Origin of the sequence: Cellulosimicrobium sp. PMB13 (assembly GCF_051294865.1) — a bacterium.
Classification (GTDB): Bacteria; Actinomycetota; Actinomycetes; order Actinomycetales; family Cellulomonadaceae; genus Cellulosimicrobium.
Map to the genome: position 1 here is coordinate 1,624,363 of NZ_CP145910.1, position 17,542 is coordinate 1,641,904.

The window sequence follows — 17,542 nt, forward strand, 5'->3', positions numbered from 1 at the left end:
ATCCAGCGGATGACGACCCTCAGGTCGTGCTCGGCGCGAGGCCGGTCAGTCCTCCGACGACTGCGGCTTCTGCAGGCCCGTCGCGATGAGGTCCATGACGGAGGAGTCCGCGAGCGTCGTCGCGTCGCCGACGGCACGGTTCTCCGCGACGTCGCGCAGGAGGCGGCGCATGATCTTGCCGGACCGCGTCTTGGGCAGCTCCGGGACGACGAGGATCTTCTTCGGCTTCGCGATCGGGCCGATCTCCTTGGCCACGTGGTTGCGCAGCTCGGTCTGCACCGCGGCGGCGCCCTCGGGGTCGGCGGCGCGCGCCGCGTGCTCGCCGCGCAGGATGACGAACGCGACGACGGCCTGGCCCGTCAGGTCGTCGGCAGCTCCCACGACGGCGGCCTCGGCGACGATCGGGTTCGACACGAGCGCCGACTCGATCTCCGTCGTCGACAGGCGGTGGCCGGACACGTTCATGACGTCGTCCACGCGGCCGAGCAGCCAGATGTCGCCGTCCTCGTCCTTCTTGGCGCCGTCGCCCGCGAAGTAGATGCCGGGGAACCGCGACCAGTAGGTGTCCTTGAACCGCTCGAGGTCGCCCCAGATGCCGCGCAGCATCGACGGCCACGGCTCGGACAGCACGAGGTAGCCGCCACCACCGTTCGGGACCTCGTGCGCCTCGTCGTCGACGACGGTCGCGGAGATCCCGGGCAGCGGCACCTGGGCCGAGCCGGGCTTGGCGGCCGTGATCCCGGGCAGCGGCGAGATCATGATCGCGCCGGTCTCGGTCTGCCACCACGTGTCGACGATGGGCGTGCGGTCGCCGCCGATCACGCGGCGGTACCACATCCACGCCTCGGGGTTGATGGGCTCGCCGACCGACCCGAGCACGCGCAGCGACGACAGGTCGAACTGCGCGGGGATCTCGTCGCCCCACTTCATGCACGCGCGGATCGCCGTGGGCGCGGTGTACAGGATGGACACCCCGTACTTCTCGACGAGCTCCCACCAGCGGCCCTGGTGCGGGGTGTCGGGCGTGCCCTCGTAGATCACCTGGGTCGCGCCGTTGAGCAGCGGCCCGTACACGACGTACGAGTGCCCCGTGACCCAGCCGATGTCGGCGGTGCACCAGTAGACGTCGGTCTCGGGCTTGAGGTCGAAGACGTTCTTGTGCGTGAACGCCGTCTGGGTGAGGTAGCCGCCGGTCGTGTGCAGGATGCCCTTCGGCTTCCCGGTGGTGCCCGACGTGTAGAGGATGAACAGCGGGTGCTCCGCCTCGACCCACACGGGCTCGTGCGTCGTGTCGGCGGACTCCAGGGCGTCGTGCCACCAGACGTCGCGGCCCTCGGTCCAGGCGGTGTCCTGCCCGGTGCGGCGCACGACGAGCACGTGCTGCACGGTCGTGGCGGGGGCGCCCTCCTTGGGGGCGAGCGCCTCGTCCACCGCGGGCTTGAGCGCCGAGGCGGCCCCGCGCCGGTACCCGCCGTCGGCCGTGACGACGAGCGTCGCCTCCGCGTCGGCGATGCGGCTGCGCAGGGCGTCGGCGGAGAACCCGCCGAACACCACCGAGTGCGGAGCGCCGATCCGCGCGCACGCGAGCATCGCGACGACGGCCTCCACGACCATCGGGAGGTAGATCACGACGCGGTCGCCCGTCGAGACGCCGAGCGCCGCGAGCGCGTTGGCCGCGCGCGACACCTCGCGCTGGAGCTCGGCATAGGTCACGGTGCGCGTGTCGCCCGGCTCGCCCTCGAAGTGGAGCGCGACGCGGTCGCCGAGGCCGGCATCGACGTGCCGGTCGACCGCGTTGTACGCGGCGTTGAGCGTGCCGTCGGCGAACCAGCGCGCGACGGGGGCCTGTGACCAGTCGAGCGTCTCGGTGAACGGCGTGCGCCACGTGACCAGGTCCCGAGCCTGCTGCGCCCAGAACGCGAGCCGGTCCGCGCCGGCCTCTTCGTAGATGCCGGGCTGGGCGTTCGCCTGGGCGGCGAGCTCGGGGCTCGGTGCGAAGCTCCGGGTCTCGTGGAGGAGGTTCTCCAGGCTGGGGCTGGCGCCCGCCGCGGTGGTGGACTCGTTCTCTGGCACGCTGACCTCCGGTGCGCATCGACTCTGGTGCGGTCCGCCGGCGCGCGACGTGTCGCGCCCGGGGAGGCGGGTCCTGTAGGGCCTCGTCGCGGGCGAGTCTAGACCGCACGGGTGACCGGGGTCATCGCGTCCAGGATTCGGTCGCCGTCCTCGCAAAACCTGCCGGAGCGCGGCCAGCGGTCGCCGTCCCGGGATCCTGTTGCCATCCTGGGGTGGCGCCGGACGGAAGAGGAGGCCGCGAGTGGGCAACGGCACGTTCGTCCACCAGGACGTCCTGACGTCCGTCGTGCGCTGGGTGCGCTCGGGCCACGACGTCGTGCTCGTGGGCGACACCGGCTCCGGCCGGTCGACCGTCCTGCGCGCGCTCGTCGCGCCGCTGCGGGCGTCGGGCGCTGCCGTCGTCGAGCTGCTCGGCGCGGGCACCGGCGACGCGGTGCCCCTGGGAGCCTTCACGACGCACCCCGTCCTGCGGCCCCGTTCCGGGCGCGCGGGTCCGGCCGAGGCCGTGGCCGTGCTGGCCGAGGCACTCGGCTCGCGCTCCGCCGTCGTCCTCGTGGACGACGTCCACCTGCTCGACCGGGCCTCCCTCACGGTCGTGGCCGCAGCGGTCAGGCAGCGTCCCGACCAGGTCCGCGTCGTCACGACCCTCCCGGCGAGCGCGCCCGACTCGGGAGCACCGCTGTCGAACGGTGCGGTGGTCGAGCGAGTCCCTCCCGTCGGCGTGGACGCGACGGTCGCCCTCCTCTCCGACGCCCTCGGAGGTCTCGTGGAGGTCGGGCTCGCCGCCGCGGTGGCGGGACGGTCGGGCGGCAACCCGCGCGTGGTGAAGATGCTGGCGGCGGCGGCGCTCGCGGCCGGCGCCGTCGGGAAGAGCCAGGGACGGTGGGCGCAGACGGGGAGCCTCGAGGCCGTCCCCACCGAGCCCGTCGTGCACGCGCTGATCGGCCACCTCCCCACGGACCAGCGCGCCGCGCTCGACGTCCTGGCGTGGTTCGGGCTCCTCGACCTGGCCCACGCACGCATGCTGGTGGGCGACGACGTCCTGCGCGCGCTCGACCACGCGGGCCGGATCGCGGTGGACGAGCACTCCCGGAACCCCGCCGTGGCCGTCAGCCCGCCCGTGCTCGGGCACGCGCTGCGGCTCGGGCACACGCCGGCGCGTCGCGCGCTCCTGCGCGAGCGAGCGGGCGAGATCCTCGGCACGGACGTACCGACGCCCGAGCAGGGCCCACGCCTCGTCGGCGGTCTCGAGGACGAGTCGGTCGCGCCGGACGACCGCCCCGTCCACCAGCAGGTCGCGATCATCACCGAGTCCGTCCGCACGCGCGCCGCGCTGTGGTCGCGGGCGTGGTCCGAGCGCAGGGACGTCGCCAGCGCGCTCCCGCTCCTGCGCCTCCACCTCGTGGACGGACTGGTGTCCGTCGACGTCGACGAGGTGTTCGCCGGCACCTCCGCCGGCGCGGACGACGACCCGGACGAGGTGGGTGCGTACGTGCTGCTGCGCGCCCAGTGGTCCGCACAGTGCGGGGGGACGGTTCGCGAGGGCCTGCTGCACGACCCCGGTCCGTCGGGTCGGCTCGTGCTCCCCGGCGCCCGCGAGCCGTTCCTGGCCCACCTCGACGCGGTCTACCGGCGGGGGGTCGACGACGCGGTCGTCCCCGACCTCGCCGACATCGACGACGAGCGGGACGTGCCCGACTCCCTGCGCGGGCTCGCGACCATCCTCCGGGTGCAGGCGGCGATCGAGGACGGTGCGCCTGACCGGGCGCTGGAGCTGCTCGGGTCGTGGACGGGCTCGGCGCGGCAGCAGCCGTTCACGCACCAGCTCGACGCGCTGCGAGGCGACGCGCTGCTCCTGGTCGGGCAGGTCGACGACGCCGTGAGCTGGGCCCGTTCGCGGCTCAGCGCCGCGTACGACGAGCTCAGCCCGTTCGGCATCCGGCTCGCGTCGCGCTGCCTCGCGACGGCGTTGTTCCTGCGCGGCGAGCACGCGCGGGCACGGCGGGCGCTGAGCGTCGTCCTGCGGCTCGGCCGCTGCGGTCCGGTCCAGAGCCCGTTCGACGAGCGGGTGTTCGCGCTCGCCGCGGTCCTGTACGCGCGCGACGGGCGACCAGAGCTCGCCCGCACCCTGCTGGAGGAGCTCGACGGCACCCCGCGCCCCTACGCCCCGGCGATGGACTTCATGCGGCCGTGGGCCAGGCTCGAGGTCGAGGCGGCGACCGGCGGCGACCCGGACGCGGACGCGCTGTGGAAGGCGGGCGAGGAGCTGTGGGGGACAGGCCGTGTCGCGTCGGCGGCCTTCTGCTGGGCGTTGACGCCGCAACAGCTCCCGCAGGAGCGTCTCGCACGGCTGGAGGAGGTGTTCGCCGCGACGCGGCTCCCCGTCCTCGGACCCGCGGTGCGCCTGCACCGGTACCTCGACCACGGCACGAGCGGAGCCGTGATCGAGGCCATGACCGTGCTCCGTGCACGGGGCCCCTTGGCGCGTGTCGCCGTCAGGGTCGCCCAGGAGCGGGCGGCGCAGGAGGGTCGCCGTCCCTTGACCGCCGAGGAGGCGGCCGTGCTGATCGGTGCGGACCCGCGGACGGCGCGACCGGTGGAGGGGGAGTCCGCCGGTCTCACCGCCCGCGAGCTCGAGATCGTGGACCTCGCGCGCTCCGGCCACACCAACCGGGAGATCGCCAGCCGTCTGTTCCTCTCCGTCCGCACCGTCGAGAACCATCTGTACCGGGCCATGCAGAAGCTCGGGGTCTCAGACCGGCGGGCGCTCGTCGGCTGACGCCGCCACCGGGCTGTCGGGTGCAGCGGCGCGTGCCCGCCGGCGCCAGGCCCGCCACCACAGGACGACCGCCCACAGGAACAGGGCGCCCGCGACGACGTACACCGCCATCGCACGCTGCTCGCCGTTGACCGCCGAGTTCACGTGGCCGAGCCACGGCACGGCGTACGCGACGGTCCCGCGCACCTGGTGCTCCTGCACAGGGGCGTCCGGGCTCGCGTTGGCGTCGCCCTGGAGCGTGAACGTGCGCGTCCCGTCCTGGTGCGTGTCGATCGCGACCACGCGGTGCGTGACCGCCGTCGGGTCCTCCGGGTTCGGCAGGTAGGTGACGATGTCGCCGATGCGGATCTCGGCCGGGTCGACCGGACGGACGACGGCGAGCGACCCGACGGGCAGGTTCGGCTCCATCGAACCGGAGAGGATGGTCAGCGGGATCCCGCCCACGAGCCGCGGCACGACGATCACCAGCGTCGCGAGGAGCAGGACCAGCGCGAGCACGCCGTACGTGATCCCGGTCCAGAGCCCGGACAGCACCGCGTGACGCCGGGGTGCGCGGCCGGGCGCGTGCTGCTCGTCAGGTCCCGCGCCCGGCGCGGGGTGCGGGACCGGTGTGATGGCGTCGTCCGCGCTGATGTCGACCTCCCGACGTCCTCGCGCGGCAGCTGCCGGCGCCGTGATCATTCTGCCTCTCCGTCCTCGTGGCGCGCCCCGGCGTCCTCGGGCGCGTCGACCGGGTCCTGCGGCTCCACCGGGGGCTCGGTCGTCTCCGTGCCCGACGACGTGCCCTCGGCCGACGGGTCGGGGACGCCCGGGCCGGGCGCCGCCTCGTCCGCGGGTTCCGCGGGTTCCGCGGGTTCCGCGGGTGTCGTCGCGGTCGCCGCGTCGTCGGCGGCGGGCTCGTCCGCAGCCAGCCCCTCGGTCAGCAGCGACGTCGCACAGGCGGCGCCGGGGAAGCAGGGGAGCCGGTCGGGCGTGAGCGACGAGCCCTCGGCGAACCTCTCGTGGTTGCCGACCCTCGCGACGTCCCAGCCGCTCAGGTCCTGGGAGAAGCGCGTCGCGCCGCGGAACATGGCCTCCATCGTGGTGACCTGCGACGGGTTCCAGGCGTCGAGCCGGCGGTCGAACGAGGTCGCGCCCTCGAACATGTGCGCCATGGTCGTCACGCTCGACACGTCCCAGAACTGGATGTGGGCGCCCTCCGACCAGGACGCGCCGACGAAGGCCGTCGCGTTCTGGAACATGCCCTCCATGGTCGTGACGCGCGCGGTGCTGGAGAAGCTGATCGGCCCTGTGAAGCTCGCGGTGTTGGCGAACATGTAGGACATGTCCGTGACGCTCGAGGTGTCCCAGGTCGGCTGGTACTGCTTGTAGTTGGTCGCACCGTCGAACATGTGCGCCATCGTGGTGACGTGGGACGAGTCCCAGTTCGTCAGCTCGAACGACGACGAACCGGGGTCGTTGGCCGAGCCGGCGTTCTGGAAGGCGTAGGACGTGTCCGTGAGGGTGTCGGGGAAGTCGTTGACGTGCTGCAGGTGGACGGCGTCCTTGAAGGCGTAGCTCGCCGACGTCGTGCCGTAGTCCTCGGTCCAGCCCGAGACGTGGGTCAGGGCGCCGACGAGGCTCGCGGTCTGCTCCGCCGAGCCGAACCCGTCGAAGGCACCCACGACGTCGACGTTCGGGTTGGTCTGGAGGTCGCCGTAGTCCATCGAGTTCAGCCCGTCGACGGCCTCCGTCCTGCGCTCGGTCCCGCCGTCCCAGACGCCCCACGAGATCATGGTGCCGGGTGCCGGGTCGTCGAGGTAGAAGCCGATCACGCCGTCGTCGTCGAGCGCGAGGCTGAAGATGAGCGACAGGGTCGACCCGCCGGGAGCCGGGGTGCGACCTGTCGTGAGGGTCCCTGCGTCGAGGCTGGCGGTGTCCGACCACGCGTGGCCGTTCGTGAGCGTCACGGTGAGGTCGGTGAGGTCGACGGTCTGCGTGCCGGACGGCAGGCCGGCGTCCGCGGTGACGGTGAGAGCGAGGTCGACGTCCTGGTGCCCGGCGGCGTCGGACGCGGAGCCCCGGACAGGGGCCGGCGTGTCGACGGCGACCGTGACGTGGTCCGCGATCGCCGTCGGGACCCGTGCCCCGGAGACGGTGAAACTGGCGACCAGGTTGTCCCCGAGCGCGGTCACCGGGACGTCCGTGATCGCGTAGGCGAGCGTGGTGCCGGCGGTCAGCCGACCGGTCGCCGGGTCGAACGCCGCGCCGTCCCGCGTCCAGGTCCCCGGGGAGAGCGCGTCCTGGTCGAGACCGAGGGAACCGGTGCTCGTGGCGCCCCCGACCGGCGTCGTCTCGTTCCACGCCGCGTACGCCCCCGCCGCGGGCGCGCCGAGGACCAAGGCGACGGTCGCGGCGGCCACGGCGGCCGCGAGCGCGGTCGCGCGCAGCGTCGTCGTGGGGGGCTGTCGGTGGTCTCGGCGCATGAGGTTCCCGTCTCAGGAGCTGGCCGTCGCGGTGGGTGACCGTCGACGCGGGGCGGGCGGGGGAAGGACCGCGGGCGGCGGGGCCAGGGGCGTGGCCGCCACCGCCCGCGGGGTCGGGGTGGGTCAGGCGTTGAGGCGCTGCTGGAGGTCGATCGTGACCTTGCTCAGGTCGACCGCCTCCGTCATCGAGCCCGGAGTGCTCGCGTCGAAGGTCAGGGTGACCGCGGCGGAGAGGTTGTACGTCTCACCCGCGTTCGACCCCCGCAGGCTCGTGACCTCCGTGCCGCCGTCGGTCAGGACGACGGTCGCGGTCACGCCCTCGGGGAGGCCGGCGGCCTCGGAGTCGAGCGTCGCGTCGACCAGCAGGTTCTCGCCGGTGGCCGTGACGTCGACCGTGGTCGTCCCGACGACCGTGTCGCCCGGCACCATGCGGAAGTCGGTGATGTCGCTGATCGGGTTGGCGGCGCCCGCCGTGACGTCCTCCCACGTCGTGGAGTCGCCGAACTCGGCGGTCAGGCTGCCGGTCTCGGTGCCCGTGGTGCCGATCGCCCCGTTGGCGTTCCAGAGCGCGAACGTGCCGGCCCCGCCGAGCAGGACGGCGATGCCCGCCGCGGCGGCGACCGAGCCCTTGACGGCCCCGTGGTTGTTCTTCGTCGTCGTGGTCATGGTGTGCGTCCCCTTCAGGTGGTCGGCCGTGCTCGGTGCACGTCCTCTGACCCGAAGCCTGCCTCCGGGGCGGCGTCGCACGGCGGCGTGGGGGCGCCTGAGTAGGTAGTCCACGCTCCCTGACCAGCGGCTTTACCGGAGCATGGTGGAAACGTGAGGAACCTCGAGGGTGACTGCTTCGGATCAGCCCTGCGGCCGGCGCTGGCGCACCGCCTCGTACAGCACGACCGTCGTGGCGCTCGCGGCGTTGAGCGAGCTCGCCGACCCGAGCATGGGGATGCTCACCATGACGTCGCACGCCTCGCGCCACCCCGCGCTCAGGCCGGTCGTCTCGTTCCCGGTGAGGACGAGCGTCGGGCCGGTGAGGTCGTGCGCGGCGAGCTCGACGTCGCCGTGCTCGTCCGTGCCGACGAGCGTGAGGGGGAGCCCGGCGGTGCGCTGCGCCGCGACCCAGTCGAGCACCTCGCGCCCCGACGGCACGCGCACCGTCGGCACCGAGAAGATCGAGCCGGTGCTCGCGCGCACGGCGCGGGGGTCGTACGGGTCGGCCGCGTGGCCCGCGACGACGAGGCCCGTGCCACCGAACGCGTCGAGCGAGCGGGCCACCGTCCCGACGTTGCCGGGGCTGGTGGGACGGTCCAGGACGACCCCGAGGAAGGCGGTGCCCACCGCGATCCGGCCGAGGTCGTCCGGCGGCATCTCGACGACGGCGAGCAGCTCGGGCGCGTCGTCGTCCTTGCCGCCGAGCTCGCGCATCAGCGGGGTCGACACGGCGAACGTGTGCGCGCGGACCCGGTCGAGCATCGAGTGCGCCCACGTCGACAGCGACCGGTCGGCGTCGACGAGCCACGTGCGGACCGTCCACCCGGACTCGACGGCGACGGTGATCGGCCGGACGCCCTGGACGACCATCTCGCCCGCGCGGTGGCGCTTGGTCCGGTTGGTGAGCAGCGCCTCCCACTGCTGGAACGCGGCGTTGCGGGTCGTGACGCGCTGCATGCTCAGGCCTCCGTGGCGGTGGTCGGGGCCGAGGCCGAGGACGGGCCGGACGCAGGGCCGACGCGTGGGACGCCGCCGGTCAGGGCGGCCGGCTCGGTCTCGTCCCCCTCCCGCGCGGCCCGCTCGACGGCGGCGGCGACCAGGCTCGTCACCTCGGGGTTGAAGACGCTCGGGATGATGTACGTCGGGTTGAGCTGGTCCTCGTGGATCGCCGACGCGAGCGCGCGCGCCGCCGCGAGCAGCATGCGGTCGGTGATGACGTGCGACTGCGCGTCGAGCAGGCCGCGGAACACGCCGGGGAACGCGAGGACGTTGTTGATCTGGTTCGCGAAGTCGGACCGCCCGGTGCCGACGATCGCGGCGTACCTCGCCGCCTCGACGGGGTCGACCTCGGGGCGCGGGTTCGCCATCGCGAAGACGATCGCGTCGGGGGCCATGCGCGCGACGTCGTCGCCCGCGATGACGTCGGGGGCCGAGACGCCGACGAAGACGTCGGCGTCCACGACGGCGTCCTTGAGGGTGCCCGTGACGCCGCGCGGGTTGGTGCTCACCGCGGTCCACGCGAGCGACGGCGACAGCCCGGGCCGGCCCGGGTGGACGACGCCCTCCACGTCGGCGACCACGACGTCGTGCGCTCCCGCGGCGAGGAGCAGCTTGAGCACCGCGGTCCCTGCCGCCCCCGCGCCCGAGAGGACGATCCGCACGTCCGGCAGCGACTTGCCCACGACCTTGAGCGCGTTCGTCAGGGCGGCGAGCGCGACGATCGCCGTCCCGTGCTGGTCGTCGTGGAACACCGGGATGTCCAGCTCGGCGCGCAGCCGCGCCTCGATCTCGAAGCAGCGCGGCGCCGAGATGTCCTCGAGGTTGATGCCCGCGAAGACCGGGGCGATGGCCTTGACCGTGCGGACGATCTCGTCGACGTCGGTCGTGTCGAGCGCGATGGGGAACGCGTCGATGTCCGCGAACCGCTTGAACAGCGCGGCCTTGCCCTCCATGACCGGCAGCGACGCGAGCGGGCCGATGTCGCCGAGCCCGAGCACCGCCGACCCGTCGGTGACCACCGCGACGGTGTTGCGCTTGATCGTGAGGCGGCGCGCGTCGTCGGGCTTGGCCGCGATGGCCTCGCACACGCGCGCGACGCCGGGCGTGTAGATCATCGACAGGTCGTCGCGGTTGCGGATCGGCACCTTGGACTCGATCTTCAGCTTGCCGCCGAGGTGCAGCAGGAACGTGCGGTCCGAGACCCGCTCGACGTCCACGCCGGGCAGCGCGCGCAGCGCCTCGACGATCTCCCCGGCGTGGTCCTCGCCGCGCGTGGCGACCGTGACGTCGACCGTGATGCGCTCGTGGCCGGACGCCGTGACGTCGAGCGCGGAGACGATGCCGCCCGTGTGCTCGATCGCGGTCGTCAGCTCGCTCACGGCCGTGGGTCGCGCCTCGACCTGCAGGCGGACGGTGATGGAGGAGGACACGCTCGGCGCAGAGGTCATGAGGACCAGTATCGGCCCAGGGTCGCGCCGCCGTCGGGCGGCCGGCATGTACAGACACGACGACGGCGCCCTCTCGGGCGCCGTCCCGCCAGCATCTCGGTGGCTATCAAGGCGTGCTCGGTTCGTAGCCGCTGCAACGGCCTCGGGGGGCCGCCATGGCCCTCCCGCCCGGTCAGCGAGTCCTCCGCGTGGACTACCTGCGCGTGGGTACCGCCGCGATGCTGTTGTCCCTCCATGAGAGCCCCGCGAGGCCGCGACCGCAAGCCCCCGGGCAGACCCTCACAGCGTGTTCTACCCGTGTTCGAGCCCGCCTCGCGAGGTTGGTCCGGGACGTCCCTGGCACGCGGTGGTCAGGCCTCCGGCGCGCTCCGGCGCCGACGCCGCACCGCACGCCACACGAGCCAGCCCACCACCGCGAGGGTGACGAGGCCTGTGGCGGCGAGCGCCGGCGTCCTCGGGGAGAGGTGGGAGCGCAGCGCGACCGGCTTGGTGAACGCCAGGACGCCCCACCCGTGCTCCGCGGCCAGGCGGCGCAGTGCCCGGTCGGGGTTCACGACCGACGCGTGGCCCACCTCCGCGAGCATCGGCGCGTCGGTGACGGAGTCGGAGTAGGCATAGCTCGCGCCGAGGTCGTAGCCCTCGCGCTCGGCGAGCTCGCGGATCGCGGCGGCCTTGTTCTCGCCGTACGCGTAGAAGTCGATCCCGCCCGTGTAGCGACCGTCCTCGATCGCCATGCGCGACGAGATGGCGTGGTCGGCGCCCAGCACGGCCGCGATCGGCTCGACGACCTCGCTGCCGGACGCCGAGACGACCACCACGTCGTGCCCGTGCGCGTGGTGGGAGTCGATGAGCTCGACCGCCTCCGCGTACACGACGGGGTCGATGTGCTCGTGCAGCGTCTCCTCGACGATGCGCGAGACGGTCGCGACGTCCCAGCCCGTGACGAGGTTCGACAGGTGCGCGCGCATCCGCTCCGTCTGGTCGGCGTCCGCGCCGCCCACCATGAAGAGGAAGTGCGCGTAGGCGCTGCGCAGCACGTCCGCGCGGTTGATGAGGCCGCCCGCGAAGAACGGGCGGGAGAACGCGGCGGCCGACGACGTCGCGATGATCGTCTTGTCGAGGTCGAAGAACGCGGCGACGCGACCGTCGGTGCGCGGTGGCGAGTGGTCCGTCGGCGAGGTCACGCGGTGAGCCTAGCGGCGCAGCGTGGCCGTCCACAGGCCCGGCGTGGGGAGATTCGTCCACAGGTCGCGCCGGGCGGGTCGCGCGACCTCTCCCGGACGGTCCAGGGTGTGCGCGTCAGGTCCCGGCAGGTCGGCGCTCGCTCCGGCCCCCGGCCACGAGCCGCAAGGGCCCGCACGGGGCGGGCGGGACGCACGGACGGAGGACGCATGGGCAGCACGGGTGCGGTGGTGGGGGTCGTCGCGGCGCGAGGCGGCGCGGGGGCCAGCGTCGTCGCGTCCGCCCTCGCCCGGGCCGTCGTCCGACGGCGAGCGCCAGCGTGCCTCGTCGACCTCGCCGGTGCGGGAGCCGGGCTCGACGTGCTGCTCGGTGTCGAGGACGAGCCCGGCGTGCGCTGGCCCGAGCTGGGCGACGCGAGAGGCCGCCTCGACGGCGTCGACCTCCTCGACCGGCTGCCCTGCTGGTCCGACGTGGCTGTGGTCAGCGCGACGACCGAGGGAGGCGCGGACCCCGAGAGCGTGGTGGACGTCGTCGCGGCCCTGGCCGAGGACGTCGTCCCGCGCGGTGGCCTCGTCGTGCTCGACGTCGGGCGCGCGACCCTGGGGCGGCCGGTCGACGAGCTGCTCGCCGCGTGCGACGAGGTGCTCGTCGTCACGCCGCTCGACGTCCCCGCCGTCGGCGGGGCGGTCGCCCTCGGCACGCACCTCGCGGGCCGTCCGGCCGCGCTCGTCGTGCGGCACCCCGCGCCGGGACGGCTGTCCGCGGCGGAGGTGTCGCACGCCGTCGGCCTCGACGTCGCGGCGAGCGTCCGCTGGGACCGCCGGGTGGCGGGGTCGGTCGAGCGCGGCCACGGACCGTGCCCGGCGGGCGGACACGTCGAGCGTGCCGGCCGGGTGCTCGCCGCGCGCTATCTCGGTCCCGGGAGGCGGTCATGACGTCCACGACCGCCGACCTGCTCGACGGCGTGCGGGACCGGCTCGCGCGCGCAGGGCTGGGGCCCGGTGCCGACCTCACCGGCCGCGACGGCACGGGGCTCGACCGCGCCGTGCTCGACGGCACGGGGCGCGACGGCACCGCGCTCGACGGCACAGCGCGTGACGAGTCCCGCCTCGTCGACGCCCGGCTCGCCGACGCGCTCCGGGCGTCGGGCCGGGTGATCGGCTCGACGGCGCTGCGCGAGCTGACCCGCGCCGCGCGCGCGGAGCTCTACGGGGCCGGGCCGCTGCAGCACCTGCTCGAGGAGCCCGGTGTCACCGACGTGCTGGTCAACGGACCGGACGACGTGTGGGTCGACCGGGGCTCGGGCCTCGAGCGCGTGGCGGTGTCGCTCGGTGGCCCCGACGACGTGCGCGCGCTCGCCACCCGGCTCGCCGCGGCCGGCGGTGGACGGCTCGACGACGCGAGCCCCGTCGTGGACGCGCGGCTGCCGGACGGGACGCGCCTGCATGCCGTCGTCGCGCCGGTGTGCGCGGCGGGCGCGGTCATCTCGCTGCGCGTGCTGCGGCCGAGGGCGTTCGGGCTCCCGGAGCTCGTCGCGCACGGCACCGTCCCGCCCGCGTGGGAGCCGCTCCTGCGCGTGCTCGTCGCGCGGCGCGCCTCGGTGCTCGTGTCCGGCGGCACGGGCACGGGCAAGACGACGCTGCTCGCCGCCCTGCTCGCGCTCGTCCCGCACGACGAGCGCGTCGTGTGCGTCGAGGAGGCGCGCGAGCTCGTGCCGGACCACCCGCACGTCGTGCCGCTCACCGCCCGGCGCCCGAACGTCGACGGTGCGGGCGCCGTCGAGCTCGCCGACCTGGTGCGGGCCGCGCTGCGGATGCGGCCGGACCGGATCGTGCTGGGCGAGTGCCGTGGGGCCGAGGTCCGTGAGGTCCTCATGGCGCTGAACACCGGGCACGAGGGCGGTCTCGCGACGATCCACGCCAACGACGTCGGGGTGATCCCTGCGCGGCTGGAGGCGCTCGCGGCGCTCGCCGGGATGGACCGCGCCGCGCTGGCCGCGCAGGCCGCGAGCGGCCTCGACGTCGTGCTGCACCTGCGGCGTGGCGGTGTCGAGTCCGCCCGTCGACGGTTCCTCGCCCAGGTCGGCCTCGTCCGCCGGGACGACCGGACCGGTCTGGTCGTCGACCTGGCCGCGGCGTGGGACGGTCGCGGTGATCCCCGACCGGGCCCTGCCTGGGACGAGCTGGTGCGCCGGTGGTCCGCATGAGTGCGCGGCGCGTTCGGACGGGCGCCCTGCCCACCGGTGCGTCCGCGCGCCCTGTCGGCGTGGCGTCGGTGGCGTCGGGGTGACGGCCGCCGTGGGCTTGCTGGTCGCGCTCGCCGTGTGGTGCGCCGTCGACCCCGGCGGGCGCCGGGCGTCGGTGGCCGTGCGCGGCGACGTCGCGGGGACGCGCGGTGCGGGAGCCGGCGGCGTGCGGGTCGGAGGGGCACGGCCCGGCGAGGCGGGCCGGGACGCCCGGACGAGGAGCCGACGTCGGGACGGCCCGGCCGAGGCGGAGGCCGTGCGTCTCGTCGTGTCCCAGGTCGGTGCTCTCCTGCGCGCGGGCCAGCCGCCCGGGGCCGCGTGGGAGCGCACGACCGGTGCACGGGTCGACGCGACCGGGACGCCGCGCACGGCCGACCTGGCCGTCCACGTGGGCGGTGCCGCCACGGCCCGGGCCGTGGTGGCGGCGTGCCGGCTCGCGGGCGACGTCGGCGCACCGCTCGCCACCGTGCTGGACGAGGTCGCGGCGTCGATCGCCGCCGAGGCCGAGGCGCGTGCGGCGCGGGACGCGGCGCTCGCCGGGCCGCGTGCGACGACGCGCGTGCTGCTCTGGCTTCCCGCCGTCGGCGTCCTGCTCGGCTACGTGCTCGGTGCCGACCCGGTCGCCACGGCCCTCGACGGCGGGATCGGGACGGTCGGCGTGCTGCTCGGCGTCCTGCTGCTCGCGGTCGGGCGGGCGTGGTCCGCGCGGCTGGTCGACAGGGCGCGTGCCGCGGGGGAGGACGCGTGAACGCGCTCGTGGTGGTCGTCATCGGCTGCGTCCTCGTCGCGTCGTCACCGTGGTGGTTGGCCCGATCCGTCACCGGTCGCCGGGCCGCCCGGCTCGCGGGGGTGTCGCGCGCGCTCGGCCGGCGCGGGACCGGTGGTCGGGGGATGGGCGGACGGGCGGGTGGTGGGCGGACGGGCGAACCCGTCCGCGGCCGACGGCCCGAGGCGGAGGGAGCGATCGACACCGGCGTGATCCTCGAGCTCCTCGCGGCGGCGGTGCGGGCCGGGGCGTCCGTACCCCGGGCCCTCGACGCCGTGGGCGTCGCGGTCGGTGGGTCCGACGGCGCGTGCCTGCGCCGGGCGAGCGCCGCGCTCGTGCTCGGGTCCAGCTGGGACGGCGCGTGGGTCGACGTCCCGCGACGGCTCGACGTGGTGCGTCGTGCCCTGCGGCCGGCCTGGCTGCACGGGGCGGGGCCGGTCGGCTCGCTGCGGGCGGCGGGAGACGCGCTGCGGCAGGAGCGTGCGGCGGCCGCACGCACTGCCGCGGCGCGGCTCGGCGTCCATCTCGTCCTGCCGCTCGGCGCGTGCTTCCTGCCGGCGTTCGTCCTCGTGGGCCTGCTGCCCGTGCTGCTCTCGCTGGGCTCCGGGGTGCTCGGTGGCTGACGGGCTTCACCCGCCGGCGACCTCCCGCCGACGACGCTCGAGGTGCGCGCGTTCCGCGCCGTTGGCGCACCGCTCGATCGCGAGCTCCAGCGCGGCGACGGCGGCGTCGACGCGTCCGGCACGCGCGAGGAGCTCGCCGCGCACGGCGAGGAGCCGGTGGTGGTGGGGCAGCGCGGCGTCGAGACCGTCGAGCAGGACGAGCCCGGCCTCGGGCCCCGAGGACTCGGCGACTGCGACGGCACGTGCGAGGCGGACGACGGGCGAGCCGGTGTGGTCCTCGAGAGCGGCGTAGTGCGACGCGATGGCTGCCCAGTCCGTCGCTCCCGCGGTGCGCGCGACGGCGTGCTCCGCGGCGACCCGCGCCTGGAGGAGGTAGTCCCGCGCGAGCCCGGTGACGTCGTCGGGCACGGAGGAGAGGACCGCGAGCCCGACGGCGATCTCGTCGGCGTGCCACCGGGAGCGGTCCTGGTCCGCGAGCAGGACGAGCGTGCCGTCAGGGCCGGTGCGCGCGTCGCGGCGCGAGTGCTGGAGCACGAGGAGCGCGAGGAGCGCGCGGACGACGGGCCGGCCCGGCAGCAGCTCGTCGAGGAGGCGGACCAGGCGGATCGCCTCGCCCGCGAGCGCGACGCGGACCAGGTCGGGTCCCGTACCGGGCGCGTAGCCGGCGGTGAACGCGAGGTAGAGCACCGTCGCGACGAGGTCGAGCCGTTCGTCGAGGTGCTCGGGCGGAGGCACGGCGAACGGGATGCCCGACGCCGCGAGCCGCTTCTTCGCGCGCGTGACGCGTGCCGCCATGGTCGCCTCCGGGACGAGGAACAACCGTGCGAGGTCGGGCACGCCGAGACCCGCGACGAACCGGAGCGTGAGCGCCGCGCGGGCCTCGGGGGCGAGGGCAGGGTGGGAGCACGCGAAGACGAGCCGCAGACGCTCGTCGGGGACGTGCGCACCCTCGTCGGGGTCCTCGCCCGGCTCCGGAGGGCCGGGACGGCCACGTTCCTCCACGACCATGAGCGGTTCCTTCCGGAGGGCGACCGCCTCCGCGCGGAGCCGGTCCAGGACCCGCCGGCCGGCCGCGGTGCGCAGCCAGCCGGCGGGGTTGGCGGGGACGCCGTCGGCCGGCCAGGTCCGGGCGGCGGCCGCGAACGCGTCGGCCAGCGCGTCCTCCGCGAGGTCCGGACGGCGGTAGCGGGCCACGAGCGCGGCGAGGAGCCGTGCCCAGTGCTCGCGCCAGGCCGCGGCGAGCGCTTCTTGCGCGGTCGGCGGCGTCCCCACCGTGCTCACAGGTCGTCGACGTCGACCACGGGCCGGACCTCGACCGTGTAGGGCGGCAGGAGGGCGACGGCGTCCAGCACGGCGTCGAGGTCGGGCAGGTCGACCAGGTAGAAACCGCCGACCTGCTCCACGGTCTCCGCGAACGGGCCCTCGGTCACCGCGAGCCGGTCGTCGTCGCGCCGCAGGGTCGTCGCCGCGGCGACGGGCGCCAGCGCCTCGGCGGACACGATCGTCCCCCGCGCGCGCACCGCCGCGGCGAAGTCGTCGTGGCGCCGGAGGTACTCGTCGCGGTGCGCGTCACGCAGCCCCGCCCAGACCTGCTCGTCCTCGCACAGGAGCAGCAGGAACCTCACGCGCCGACCCCGGCCACGTCGGCGCTCGCGTCCTGACCGGCCGCGTGCTCCGCCTCGGAGACGACGGGCCGGATCTCGAACGACTCGGGGCTGCCCGCGAACGCGGTGGCGAGCGCACGCACGAGGCCGTCGAGGTCGGACGACTCGACGACGTAGTACCCGCCGACCTGCTCGGCGAGCTCGGCGAACGGCCCGTCGGTGACGAGCGCCTGGTCCGGTGTCGCCCCGGGCCGGACGACGCGCGCGGTGAACGTCTTGTGCAGCTCGCCCCCGCCCGTGATCCGGTGCCCTTCGGCCGCGGCCAGACGAGCGAACTCGTCGTGCCGTGCGTAGGTCGCTGCGCGCAGCTCGGGTGACGGGTCCACCCATGCGCTCTCGTCGTCGTGGATGAGGATGACGTACTCGGTGCTCATGGTCGTCTCCTGACGTCGTGCCGCCGTCCGGTCGGTCCGGACGGAGGACCTCGGTCGAGGTCTCGTGGTGATGACGCGCGAGGCCGGCGCAGATCGACACCACTCTGGCAGAGATCGCGCGGCCGTTCTCGGGACCGGCACGACGGCGTGCGCGCGCGGGCGCCGGTCCTGGCCGTCCACAGGCCCGGTCCTCGGGTGTCCCGTCCACCGCGGGAC

General features: G+C 75.0%; 15 protein-coding genes. 5 read left to right on the forward strand and 10 right to left on the reverse strand.

The features are described from left to right. Positions 1–45 precede the first annotated feature (45 nt). Positions 46–2,073 (reverse strand): acetate--CoA ligase, encoded by a 2,028-nt coding sequence (gene acs, locus V5D56_RS07585; protein ID WP_435738433.1) that lies wholly within the window; start codon positions 2,071–2,073, stop codon positions 46–48. A gap of 241 nt (positions 2,074–2,314) precedes the next feature. Here acs and V5D56_RS07590 point away from each other — a divergent pair, with 241 nt between their 5' ends. Beyond that, on the forward strand, positions 2,315–4,852 hold the full coding sequence (locus tag V5D56_RS07590; protein ID WP_435738434.1) for a LuxR C-terminal-related transcriptional regulator: 2,538 nt from the start codon (positions 2,315–2,317) through the stop codon (positions 4,850–4,852). On the opposite strand, the gene V5D56_RS07595 is transcribed toward V5D56_RS07590, so the two are convergent. From V5D56_RS07595 to V5D56_RS07620, 6 genes are all read right to left on the reverse strand, one after another. Beyond that, on the reverse strand, positions 4,826–5,533 hold the full coding sequence (locus V5D56_RS07595) for a signal peptidase I (RefSeq protein ID WP_435738435.1): 708 nt from the start codon (positions 5,531–5,533) through the stop codon (positions 4,826–4,828). The genes V5D56_RS07590 and V5D56_RS07595 overlap by 27 nt on opposite strands. Beyond that, complete coding sequence (locus tag V5D56_RS07600; RefSeq protein WP_435738436.1) at positions 5,530–7,317, reverse strand: BspA family leucine-rich repeat surface protein; 1,788 nt, start codon at positions 7,315–7,317, stop codon at positions 5,530–5,532. The genes V5D56_RS07595 and V5D56_RS07600 overlap by 4 nt, the downstream gene beginning before the upstream one ends. 123 nt (positions 7,318–7,440) lie before the next feature. Then, complete coding sequence (locus V5D56_RS07605; RefSeq protein ID WP_435738437.1) at positions 7,441–7,983, reverse strand: alternate-type signal peptide domain-containing protein; 543 nt, start codon at positions 7,981–7,983, stop codon at positions 7,441–7,443. Between the two features lie 183 nt (positions 7,984–8,166). Then, positions 8,167–8,982, reverse strand: coding sequence for a TrmH family RNA methyltransferase (locus V5D56_RS07610; RefSeq protein ID WP_435738438.1), 816 nt, complete (start codon positions 8,980–8,982; stop codon positions 8,167–8,169). Positions 8,983–8,984: 2 nt separating this feature from the next. Continuing rightward, on the reverse strand, positions 8,985–10,472 hold the full coding sequence (locus tag V5D56_RS07615; protein ID WP_435738439.1) for an NAD-dependent malic enzyme: 1,488 nt from the start codon (positions 10,470–10,472) through the stop codon (positions 8,985–8,987). Between the two features lie 350 nt (positions 10,473–10,822). Further along, positions 10,823–11,656: an HAD family hydrolase gene (locus tag V5D56_RS07620; RefSeq protein ID WP_435738440.1), complete on the reverse strand. Its 834-nt coding sequence runs from the start codon at positions 11,654–11,656 to the stop codon at positions 10,823–10,825. 207 nt (positions 11,657–11,863) lie between these two features. On the opposite strand from V5D56_RS07620, the gene V5D56_RS07625 reads away from it, so the two are divergent. The 4 genes from V5D56_RS07625 to V5D56_RS07640 all read left to right on the forward strand — a co-directional run bounded on the left by V5D56_RS07625 (position 11,864) and on the right by V5D56_RS07640 (position 15,288). Beyond that, entirely contained in the window at positions 11,864–12,589 is a 726-nt protein-coding gene (locus V5D56_RS07625) for a pilus assembly protein FlpE (protein WP_435738441.1), read from the forward strand. Then, on the forward strand, positions 12,586–13,860 hold the full coding sequence (locus V5D56_RS07630) for a TadA family conjugal transfer-associated ATPase (RefSeq protein ID WP_435738442.1): 1,275 nt from the start codon (positions 12,586–12,588) through the stop codon (positions 13,858–13,860). The genes V5D56_RS07625 and V5D56_RS07630 overlap by 4 nt, the downstream gene beginning before the upstream one ends. 79 nt (positions 13,861–13,939) lie before the next feature. Then, on the forward strand, positions 13,940–14,647 hold the full coding sequence (locus V5D56_RS07635; RefSeq protein WP_435738443.1) for a hypothetical protein: 708 nt from the start codon (positions 13,940–13,942) through the stop codon (positions 14,645–14,647). Beyond that, on the forward strand, positions 14,644–15,288 hold the full coding sequence (locus V5D56_RS07640) for a type II secretion system F family protein (RefSeq protein WP_435738444.1): 645 nt from the start codon (positions 14,644–14,646) through the stop codon (positions 15,286–15,288). Before V5D56_RS07635 ends, V5D56_RS07640 begins: the two co-directional genes overlap by 4 nt. Before the next feature lie 6 nt (positions 15,289–15,294). Here V5D56_RS07640 and V5D56_RS07645 read toward each other — a convergent pair whose 3' ends face one another. The 3 genes from V5D56_RS07645 to V5D56_RS07655 are packed head-to-tail and all read right to left on the reverse strand — an operon-like array spanning position 15,295 to position 17,326. Beyond that, the gene (locus V5D56_RS07645; protein WP_435738445.1) at positions 15,295–16,569 is read right to left on the reverse strand and encodes an RNA polymerase sigma factor; all 1,275 of its coding nucleotides are present in this window, start codon (positions 16,567–16,569) and stop codon (positions 15,295–15,297) included. Next, on the reverse strand, positions 16,566–16,913 hold the full coding sequence (locus V5D56_RS07650; protein ID WP_435738446.1) for a YciI family protein: 348 nt from the start codon (positions 16,911–16,913) through the stop codon (positions 16,566–16,568). The genes V5D56_RS07645 and V5D56_RS07650 overlap by 4 nt, the downstream gene beginning before the upstream one ends. Beyond that, entirely contained in the window at positions 16,910–17,326 is a 417-nt protein-coding gene (locus V5D56_RS07655; RefSeq protein WP_435738447.1) for a YciI family protein, read from the reverse strand. Before V5D56_RS07655 ends, V5D56_RS07650 begins: the two co-directional genes overlap by 4 nt. Positions 17,327–17,542: the final 216 nt, after the last annotated feature.

Excerpts from the sequence above, each read along its gene's own strand:
- V5D56_RS07595 (WP_435738435.1), bottom strand. The coding sequence starts at position 5,533 with ATGATCACGGCGCCGGCAGCTGCCGCGCGAGGACGTCGGGAGGTCGAC.
- V5D56_RS07600 (WP_435738436.1), bottom strand. The coding sequence starts at position 7,317 with ATGCGCCGAGACCACCGACAGCCCCCCACGACGACGCTGCGCGCGACC.
- V5D56_RS07605 (WP_435738437.1), bottom strand. The coding sequence starts at position 7,983 with ATGACCACGACGACGAAGAACAACCACGGGGCCGTCAAGGGCTCGGTC.
- V5D56_RS07610 (WP_435738438.1), bottom strand. The coding sequence starts at position 8,982 with ATGCAGCGCGTCACGACCCGCAACGCCGCGTTCCAGCAGTGGGAGGCG.
- V5D56_RS07615 (WP_435738439.1), bottom strand. The coding sequence starts at position 10,472 with ATGACCTCTGCGCCGAGCGTGTCCTCCTCCATCACCGTCCGCCTGCAG.
- V5D56_RS07625 (WP_435738441.1), top strand. The coding sequence starts at position 11,864 with ATGGGCAGCACGGGTGCGGTGGTGGGGGTCGTCGCGGCGCGAGGCGGC.
- V5D56_RS07630 (WP_435738442.1), top strand. The coding sequence starts at position 12,586 with ATGACGTCCACGACCGCCGACCTGCTCGACGGCGTGCGGGACCGGCTC.
- V5D56_RS07655 (WP_435738447.1), bottom strand. The coding sequence starts at position 17,326 with ATGAGCACCGAGTACGTCATCCTCATCCACGACGACGAGAGCGCATGG.